Source organism: Streptomyces muensis (assembly GCF_021474425.1).
Lineage (GTDB): Bacteria > Actinomycetota > Actinomycetes > Streptomycetales > Streptomycetaceae > Streptomyces > Streptomyces muensis.
This window is the reverse complement of the sequence record NZ_JAKEIP010000331.1, coordinates 1-7686: the sequence shown is the minus strand read 5'-3', so window position 1 is coordinate 7686 and position 7686 is coordinate 1. Positions and strand designations below refer to the sequence as shown.

Genomic DNA, 7686 nt, shown 5'->3' with positions numbered 1-7686 from the left:
GTGGGTGGGTGCCGGGGTCGGTTGTGTGTTGTCCGCGGCGCCGTGGGGGCTGGGCGCGCAGTTCCCCGCGCCCCTGAGGGGGTGGTCGCCGGGGTCAGTGGTCGAGTAGCGCGTTGTGGTTGGTCGCGCCCGCGCGGCGGAGCCGCAGATGGATACAGCCCCGCGCCCCTGAAGGGGCGCTTCGCGGCCCCTTCAGGGAAGGCTCCTCGTCCGGGGAGGCTTTCTTCCGGAAAGGGTCCCGAATTTAGATCGGCAGGCGGCGGAACAGTTGCCTTGGTGCGTGTCGCAGTGCTGACATCACCACCCTGAGTGTGCCCGGGACCCAGACCGTTTCCGAGCGGCGTCGCAGGCCCAGTTCGATCGCTGTCGCGACCGCTTCCGGGGTGGTCGCCAGAGGGGGCTCCTCCAGGGCGGCGGTCATCTTGGTGCGGACGAAGCCGGGGCGTACGAGCATGACGTGGACGCCGGTGCCGTGGAGGGCGTCGCCGAGGCCCTGGGTGAAGGTGTCGAGGCCGGCTTTGCTGGAGCCGTAGATGAAGTTGGCGCGGCGGGCGCGTTCGGCGGCGACAGAGGAGAGGACGACGAGCGAGCCGTGGCCCTGGGTCTGGAGGGCGCTCGCGCTGACCAGGGTCGCCGATACGGCGCCCGTGTAGTTGGTCCGGGCGACCCTGACCGCGCTCATCGGCTCTCGTTCGTCGTGCGCCTGGTCGCCGAGGATGCCGAAGGCGAGCAGCACCAAGTCGATGTCGCCCTCGGCGAAGACCTTGCCGAGCACCGCCTCGTGGGACTCGGGGTCGAGCGCGTCGAAGGCGACCGTGCGGACGTCGGCGCCGAGCGCGCGCAGTTCGGCGGCGGACTGCTCCAGGGCGGGCGACGGGCGGCCAGCGAGCCACACGGTGCGGGTGCGGCGCGCGATCATACGGCGGGCGGTGGCCAGCGCGATCTCGGACGTACCGCCGAGGACGAGCAGGGACTGGGGGAGGCCGAAGGCGTCCTTCACGACAGCTCCTAGAGATCTGAGGGGTTCTACAGGGCGAGGCGGCGGGCCAGGTCCGACACGAAGACCCCGCGCGGGTCCAGTTCCGCGCGCAGTGAGCGGAACGCGTCCAGGCGTGGGTACATCGCGGCGAGCAACTCGGGCCGCAGCCGGGAGTCCTTGGCGAGATAGACCCGCCCGCCCGCGGTGGCGACCTCCTCGTCCAACGCGTCCAGCAGTGCGCCGAGGCCGGGCAGGGCGGCGGGGATGTCCAGGGCCAGCGTCCAGCCGGGCAGGGGGAAGGAGAGCCAGCCGGGGTCGGCGTCCCCGAAGCGTTTGAGCACGGCCAGGAAGGACGGGCAGCGGTGTTCGGAGATACGCCGTACGACGCGGTGCAGGGTCTCCTCCTGGCCGTGTCCGACGACGAACTGGTACTGCACGAAGCCGCCCCGGCCGTAGATCCGGTTCCAGTGCGGCACGCCGTCCAGGGGGTGGAAGAAGGTGGTGAGCTTCTGCAGTTCGCCGGTACGCGCGCGTGGCGCCCTGCGGTACCAGAGCTCGTTGAAGCAGGCCACCGTACGGCGGTTCAGCAGGCCTTCCGGCAAGAGGGCGGGCGGGGCCGGCAGGCGGGAGGGGCGGAAGGCGAGCGGGTCCCTACGCGCGCGCGTGCCTGCGCGCAGGGCGTCAAGGGGTGCGTGGTCGCCGCGGGTGAGCACCGCGCGTCCCCTTGCCGCGCCGCGCGCCAGCAGGTCGATCCAGGCCACCGAGTAGCGGTACTGGTCGTCGGTGGCGGCGAGGCGGGCCATGAGGTCGTCGAGGTCCCGCGCGCGTTCGGTGTCGACCGACATCAGCGAGGTCTGCACCGGCTGGAGTTGGACCGTGGCGGTGAGGATGACGCCGGTCAGGCCCATGCCGCCGGTGGTCGCGTCGAAGAGGGGCGTGCCGCGGCGGACGGTGCGGATCTCGCCGTCGGCGGTGAGGAGTTCCAGGGACAGGACATGGCGGGAGAAGGCGCCCGAGACATGGTGGTTCTTGCCGTGGATGTCGGCGCCGATCGCGCCGCCGACCGTCACCTGGCGGGTGCCGGGCGTCACCGGCACGAACCAGCCGAGCGGGAGCAGCACTCGCATCAGCCGGTGCAGCGAGACGCCCGCGTCGCAGGAGACGGTGCCGCCGTCGGCGTCGATCGCGTGGATGCGGTCCAGGCCGGTCATGTCGAGCACCGCGCCGCCGGCGTTCTGCGCCGCGTCCCCGTACGCCCGTCCCAGGCCCCTGGGGATGCCTCCGCGGGCCCCGCAGCCCCGGACGGCGGCCGCGGCCTCCTCGTACGTCCTGGGACGGATCAGACGGGCGACGGTGGGGGCGGTGCGGCCCCATCCCGTGACGGAGACGGTGTCGGCAGGCATGTCGGCGACCGTAGCGCCCGTTTGTGAGCGATCAGTTATGAAACATCCCTGCTCTCCCCGAAATGGGTGATTAATGGGATGTCGCTCAATATTGCCGTAATTCTGGCTGTGTCGGCGTGAACAGTGAGTCCACATGGACCACCTCGACGACATCGATCACCGAAGCCTCCGGGGTGCGGATTGCCGAATCCTTTCCGCGTTCCATGCCCGTGGCGCGGACCCACGTGTCGCCTCCGCCGCACGCGCCCTCTCCCGGGCGGGCGAGCACGGCACGCTGTGGCTGGCGGCGGGGCTCGCGGGGGCCGCCGTGGACGGTGGGCGGCGCGGCGCCTGGTTGCGCGGCACGACGCTCACCGCCGGTGCGCACCTCGTCAGCATGGGGGTGAAGCGGGTGGTGCGCCGCCCGCGCCCGGCGCACGTCCAACCCCTGGTGCGCACCCTGGGCCGGCACTCCTTCCCCAGCTCCCACGCGGCCTCCGCCGCCGCTGCCGCCGTCGCCTTCGGCACGCTCGGCGGGTACGCGATCCCGCCGCTCGCCGCCGCGATGTGCCTGTCGCGCCTGGTCGTCGGCGTGCACTACCCGTCCGACGTGGCGGCGGGCGCGGCGCTCGGCGCACTCACCGCCCGGATCGGGACGCGCTGGATGAACAAGGGGGGCGCCCATGGCTGAGACCGCGCCCCTGGCGAGTGCCGCGCGCATCAGGGAAGTGGCGCTGCACGCCCAGCGCACGCCCCCGCGACGGGCCGCACCGCCACCCCGCAAAGGCGGCCCCGGCGCGCTGCTGAAAGGTCTCGTCAAGACCTCGCGCCCCAAGCAGTGGATCAAGAACATCCTGGTCATCGCCGCCCCGGCCGCCGCCGGCCGGCTCTTCTCGGCCCACGCCCTGACCCAACTCGCCCTCGTCTTCGCCCTCTTCACCGCCTGCGCCGCCGCCGTCTACCTGATCAACGACGCCCGTGACGCCGAGGCGGACCGCGCGCACCCCACCAAACGCCGCCGCCCCGTCGCCGCCGGACAGGTCCCGGTACCCGTCGCCTACGCCGTCGGAGGCGCCCTCGCCGTCCTCGCGCCCGTCGCCGCGGCCCGGCTGACCTCGCCCGCCGTCGCGGCCCTGCTCACGGCGTACATCGGCATGCAACTGGCGTACTGCGTCAGTCTCAAGCACGTCCTGGTCGTCGACCTCGCCGTCGTCACGACCGGGTTCCTGATGCGGGCGATGGTCGGCGGGCTCGCGCTCGGCATCCCGCTGTCGCGCTGGTTCCTGATCACCACCGGGTTCGGGGCGCTGTTCATGGTGTCGGCCAAGCGCTACTCCGAGGCCGTGCAGATGGCCGGGCGAGCGGGCGCCACGCGCGCGTTGCTCACCGAGTACACCACCGGCTATCTGCGCTTCGTCTGGCAGCTGGCGGCCGGGGTCGCCGTCCTCGGGTACTGCCTGTGGGCCCTTGAGGAGGGCGGCGACCCGCACACCGGCGTGCTGCCCTGGCGACAGCTGTCCATGGTCGCCTTCACCCTGGCGATCCTGCGGTACGCCGTGTTCGCCGACCGCGGCACCGCGGGCGAACCCGAGGACGTCGTCCTGCACGACCGCGCACTCGCCGTCATCGGCCTGGTGTGGCTGGGGATGTACGGGCTGGCGGTGGCCAATTGGTAGCCACGCGCGAGTGGCGCACCGCACGGGAAGCGGCCGGTACGCGCGCGTGGAGCGGCCGACGTGAACTCCTCGGCTTCGCCGCCGTCGGCCTCCTCGCCTACGCCGTCGACCTCGCCCTGTTCACCTGGCTCCGCGGCCCGGCCGCCCTCGACCCCCTCACGGCCAAGGCCCTCTCCTTCGTCGCCGGCTGCACGGTCGCCTACACCGGCAACGCCCTCGGCACCTACCGCCACACCCACCCCAGGGGCCTGCGCCCCTACGCCGTCTTCTGCGCGGTCAACGTCGCCGGAGCCGCCGTACAACTCCTCTGCCTCGCCGTGAGCCACTACGGCCTCGGCCTCACCTCCCAGCGGGCGGACACCGTCTCCGGGGCCGGAATCGGGATGGCGCTGGCTACCGTGCTGCGGTTTTGGGGCACCCGGACATTGGTCTTCCGCACGGAGGGCAGAGTCGGATCATGGACTGGCTGAAGAGACTCCCCGTCGTCGGGTCCACGGTGACCCGGCTGATGACCACGCACGCGTGGCGGTCGTACGAGCGCATGGACCGGGTGAAGTGGACACGGCTGGCCGCCGCGATGACGTTCACCAGCTTCGTCGCGCTGTTCCCGCTGCTCACCCTGGCCGCCGCCATCGCCGCCGCGACCCTCAGCGAGGAGCAGCAGGCCAAGCTGGAGGACAAGCTCGCCGACCAGGTGCCCGGCATCTCCGACCAGCTCGACATCAACGCGCTGGTCCAGAACGCCGGCACCGTCGGCCTCATCGCCGGCGCCGTCCTGCTGTTCACCGGCATCGGCTGGGTCGGCTCCATGCGCGAGTGCCTGCGCGCGGTGTGGGAGCTGCCCGACGAGGAGGAGAACCCCGTCCTGCGCAAGGCCAAGGACGCGGGCGTCCTGGTCGGCTTCGGCGGCGCCGTACTCGTCACGCTCGCCGCCTCCACCGTCGCCTCCGCCATGGTCGGCTGGATCACCCGGCAGATGGGCATCGACGAGGACGGCTGGGGCGGGATCCTGCTGCGGATCGCCGCCTTCCTGATCGCCGTACTCGCCGACTTCCTGCTCCTGCTGTACGTCCTGACCCTGCTGCCCGGGGTCGAACCGCCGCGCCGCCGGCTGATGGTGGCCGCACTGATCGGCGCGGTCGGGTTCGAACTGCTGAAGCTGCTGCTCAGCGGCTATATGCAGGGCGTCGCCACGAAGAGCATGTACGGCGCGTTCGGCGTGCCGGTCGCCCTGCTGCTGTGGATCAACTTCACCGCGAAGCTGGTCGTCTTCTGCGCCGCCTGGACGGCGACGCAGAGCAAGGAGACCGAAAGCGCCGACGACTCCGAGGAGTCCGGTGACTCCGAGGAGTCCGGCGACGCGGCCGACGGGCCGCAGGACGAGGGCCGGCCCGGGAAGCCGGGAGTCAGGAACGGCCCCGACGGCGCACCAGGTCGGGCAGCGGCCACCGGCGGTTGATCAGGAACGCGCCACCCGCGAGCAGCACCACCAGACCGCCGGCGATCCCGAGCGCGACACCCATGCCGCTCGAACCGCTCGCGGCCGACGCCCCCACCGCCGGCTTCGAGGACTTCTCGGCGTCCCCGGCGCCACCGGCCTCCCCGGCATCGTTCGCACCCGGCTGCGCGCTGGCCTGCGCGGCGCCCCTCGGCGCCACCAGCTCACCCACCGGCTGCACCTTGCCGGCCGCCTGGAAGCCCCAGTCGAAGAGCCGAGCGGTCTCCTTGTAGACCTCGTTGTGCTCGCTCTTCTCCGGGTTCATGACGGTGACGAGCAGCACCTTGCCGTTCCGCTCGGCGACGCCCGTGAAGGTCGCGCCGGCGTTGGTGGTGTTGCCGTTCTTGACGCCGGCGATGCCCTGGTAGACGGGCACGTCGCTGTCGCCGGACAGCAGCCGGTTGGTGTTCTGGATCTCGAAGGACTCGCGGACCGACTTGCCCTTCTTGTTCTTCGTCGTCGCGCCCGGGAACTTGGCGGTGACGGTCGAGCAGTACTCGCGGAAGTCCTTCTTCTGGAGCCCGGAACGCGCGATCAGCGTCAGGTCGTACGCCGACGACACCTGGCGCGGGGCGTCGTAGCCGTCGGGCGACACCACGTTGGTGTCGAGGGCCTGGAGCTCCTCGGCGTGCTCGTTCATCTCCTTGACCGTGTTGTCGATGCCGTGGTTCATCTTCGACAGCACGTGCACGGCGTCGTTGCCGGAGCGCAGGAACACCCCGAGCCACAGGTCGTGGACGGAGTAGGTCTCGCCCTCCTTTATGCCGACGAGGCTGGAGCCGGACCCGATGTCCGCCAGGTCGGACGGGACGACCTCGTGCTTCATGGTCTTGGGGAACCTCGGCAGCACCGTGTCGGCGAACAGCATCTTCATGGTGCTCGCGGGCGGCAGCCGCCAGTGCGCGTTGTGCGCGGCGAGCACATCGCCGGACTCGGCGTCGGCGACGATCCAGGAGCGGGCGGTCAGGTCCTTGGGCAGCACGGGGACACCGGCCGCGAGGTTCACCTGGGTGCCGGCCTGTCCCAGCCGCGCGCCGCCCACGGTCGACATGTTCGCCGGGGGAGTGGCCGACGGGCTCGTACTCGGTGACGGCTTGGGGGCCGCGAAGGAGACGGGCGCGGTCAGCGCGAGGGAGGACACGACGGCGGAAGTGACCAGCAGGGCACGCCTGGCGGTCTTCTTGGGTGCGGGCACGACGGAGAACGTACATGCCCCACCCATGGAAGTCCCGCTTCCGCCCCCACCCCGCTCGGAGGACCGGACCAGGGTTGGTGATACTGAACGCATGAAGCTCAGCCGCCCCGTCTCCTGGTTCCTGCTCGCCTTCGGGGTGTGGAGCTGGGTCATCTGGGTCACTTTCGTCAAAAATCTGATCAAGGACAGCAGCGGGCTCGCGTTCGACGACGGTCACCCGACGGCGTACTTCTGGGTGCACCTGCTGCTCGCCGTCGTCTCCTTCGTATTGGGGACGGTCGTCGGGGTCATCGGGTTGCGTGGAGTGCGCGCACTGCGCCGGACGTCATAGGAACTCGGCCAGGGCCCGGGACGTTCACTCGTCACGCAAGGGAAAGGGAACGTCGGCGTGGTCATCGTCTTCGCGCTTGTCGCACTGCTCGTGGTGTCCGTGCTGGTAGCGGGCAACTGGTGGATGTGGCGCCGCCTGTTCCGCGACACGACCCGCGGCCCCGGGTTCGTGCGCCGCGCGGGCGTGGGGGTGATCGCCGGCGGCTGGGCCCTGACGGTCGGTGCCCTCGTCGCCGAGCGCGCGGGCGCCCCCTTCTGGCTGCAGCAGGTCCTGGCCTGGCCTGGCTTCATGTGGCTGGCCCTGTCGATGTACCTGATGGTGGGCGTGCTGGCGGGTGAGGTCGTACGGCCGCTGCTGCGGCGGTGGGTCGAGCGGCGGGCGCGTGCCCGGGAGGCCGTGCGGGAGCCGGAGGCGGCACCGGCGGCAGTGCCGGCGACGCCTGCGACGGTTCCCGCCTCGGCGCCCAAGGCGGGCTCGATCTCGTCGGCCACGGCCGGCTCGGCGTCGGCAGCCACCACAGGATCGGCTGCGGCAGCCACCACCGGCTCGGCCTCCGCACTCACCGCCGACCCCCTACCGGCCCCCGGGACCGACACGTCCTCCGCGTCCGGCACCGACCCCGCCC

General features: G+C 71.7%; 8 protein-coding genes and 1 pseudogene. 6 read left to right on the top strand and 3 right to left on the bottom strand.

Annotated elements, in window-relative coordinates:
* Nucleotides 1–244: 244 nt before the first annotated feature.
* Together dprE2 and dprE1 are read right to left on the bottom strand one after the other, a co-directional pair.
* A complete protein-coding gene (dprE2, locus tag L0P92_RS39770) occupies nt 245–1000 on the bottom strand; it encodes a decaprenylphospho-beta-D-erythro-pentofuranosid-2-ulose 2-reductase (RefSeq protein ID WP_234768002.1) in 756 nt (251 codons plus the stop codon).
* A 26-nt stretch (nt 1001–1026) separates the two neighbouring features.
* Entirely contained in the window at nt 1027–2382 is a 1356-nt protein-coding gene (gene dprE1, locus L0P92_RS39765; RefSeq protein WP_234768001.1) for a decaprenylphosphoryl-beta-D-ribose oxidase, read from the bottom strand.
* 133 nt (nt 2383–2515) lie between these two features.
* Between dprE1 and L0P92_RS39760 the strand changes: the two genes are divergently transcribed.
* From L0P92_RS39760 to L0P92_RS39745, 4 genes are read left to right on the top strand one after another with little or no spacing between them, the layout of a single operon-like run.
* Nucleotides 2516–3052 carry a phosphatase PAP2 family protein gene (locus L0P92_RS39760; RefSeq protein WP_234768000.1) on the top strand — a complete coding sequence of 179 codons (537 nt, stop codon included), beginning with the start codon at nt 2516–2518 and terminating at the stop codon, nt 3050–3052.
* Entirely contained in the window at nt 3045–4037 is a 993-nt protein-coding gene (locus tag L0P92_RS39755; RefSeq protein WP_234767999.1) for a decaprenyl-phosphate phosphoribosyltransferase, read from the top strand. Before L0P92_RS39760 ends, L0P92_RS39755 begins: the two co-directional genes overlap by 8 nt.
* Complete coding sequence (locus L0P92_RS39750; RefSeq protein WP_234767998.1) at nt 4031–4507, top strand: GtrA family protein; 477 nt, start codon at nt 4031–4033, stop codon at nt 4505–4507. Before L0P92_RS39755 ends, L0P92_RS39750 begins: the two co-directional genes overlap by 7 nt.
* A complete protein-coding gene (locus tag L0P92_RS39745) occupies nt 4495–5496 on the top strand; it encodes a YihY/virulence factor BrkB family protein (RefSeq protein WP_234767997.1) in 1002 nt (333 codons plus the stop codon). Before L0P92_RS39750 ends, L0P92_RS39745 begins: the two co-directional genes overlap by 13 nt.
* On the opposite strand, the gene L0P92_RS39740 is transcribed toward L0P92_RS39745, so the two are convergent.
* The gene (locus tag L0P92_RS39740) at nt 5444–6730 is read right to left on the bottom strand and encodes a D-alanyl-D-alanine carboxypeptidase family protein (protein ID WP_372497408.1); all 1287 of its coding nucleotides are present in this window, start codon (nt 6728–6730) and stop codon (nt 5444–5446) included. The genes L0P92_RS39745 and L0P92_RS39740 overlap by 53 nt on opposite strands.
* Before the next feature lie 91 nt (nt 6731–6821).
* Here L0P92_RS39740 and L0P92_RS39735 point away from each other — a divergent pair, with 91 nt between their 5' ends.
* Both L0P92_RS39735 and L0P92_RS39730 read left to right on the top strand, forming a co-directional pair.
* Nucleotides 6822–7061 carry an SCO4848 family membrane protein gene (locus L0P92_RS39735; RefSeq protein ID WP_062702372.1) on the top strand — a complete coding sequence of 80 codons (240 nt, stop codon included), beginning with the start codon at nt 6822–6824 and terminating at the stop codon, nt 7059–7061.
* A 57-nt stretch (nt 7062–7118) separates the two neighbouring features.
* A pseudogene (locus L0P92_RS39730) lies at nt 7119–7686 on the top strand (metallophosphoesterase); the annotation flags it as partial.